General features: G+C 55.9%; 1 pseudogene. It reads right to left on the reverse strand.

What is annotated here, in order from left to right:
- Positions 1 to 719, reverse strand: a pseudogene (gene istA / locus PG888_RS22965) (IS21-like element ISAs29 family transposase); the annotation flags it as partial.
- Positions 720 to 940: the final 221 nt, after the last annotated feature.

Below are 940 nucleotides of genomic sequence, written 5' to 3' on the forward strand. Positions count from 1 at the left end.
TGCTCGGCCAACTGCTGGTAGCTGGGGTTGAGCTCGGGATCGTATCGGCAAGCCTTGCTGACACCGCTCTTGAGGTTGTCGGGGATCAGCAGTACCGGTGTCCCGCCGAAAAACTCAAAGGCACGGACATGGCTTTGCAGCCAGTCCGGCAGTGACTGGGACCAGGTGGCCTCGGCAAAGGTGTAGTTGGACGCACCGAGCACGGCGACAAAGACTTGTGCCTGACGGACCTCACCCGTAGTCGGCGACACGATGGGCACCGTGGGCCCGCAGTAGTCGATAAAGAGCTTTTCCCCCGCCTTGTGGATCTGGCGCATGGAGCGCTTTTGCAACTGACACCAGGACTTGTAACGGTCACAGAACTGGGAGTAGCTGTAACAGCTATTGGGATAGCGCTGGGTGTACTCCTCCCAGAGCAGCTGTTTGGAGACCCCCTTGCGCTTGAGCTCCTGATGGACAGAGGGCCAATCCGGCACAACATGGCGGGCCGAGATGGTGGTATCGGCCTGCGGATAGAACAGGGCAGCCAGTCGGCCATCATCAAGCTCGGTAGGTAAGGGCCAGGTAAGGCCGAGCGCCTGGGCACTTTTGAGGAGTTTCTGGATGGAGCCGACACTGACCTTGGTACAGATACTGATTTGGCGAACAGAGAGGTCAGCTTCCAGCCGCAGTCGCAGCACTTCACGAATTTTACGCATTGCAATCCTCTTGGCAGACATAGGCTCTTCCCTGGCAAAAGGGAGAGCGTATCAAAGGTTTTTAAATCAATGCGTTAAGGATGATTCCGGTGAATGTGAACAGTGATTCCGGGATGTTGAACACTGTTTCCGGAAAGGAGGGGCGAAGTGTTCAGGTTGAACCGGAATGAGCGTTCACATTGGTCCGGAAATGGTGTTCACGTTGAATCGGAATTGGTGTTCATGATCGGCCGGAATATGCA

Origin of the sequence: Aeromonas sp. QDB23, assembly GCF_027707745.1 — a bacterium.
Taxonomy (GTDB): Bacteria; Pseudomonadota; Gammaproteobacteria; order Enterobacterales; family Aeromonadaceae; genus Aeromonas; species Aeromonas allosaccharophila.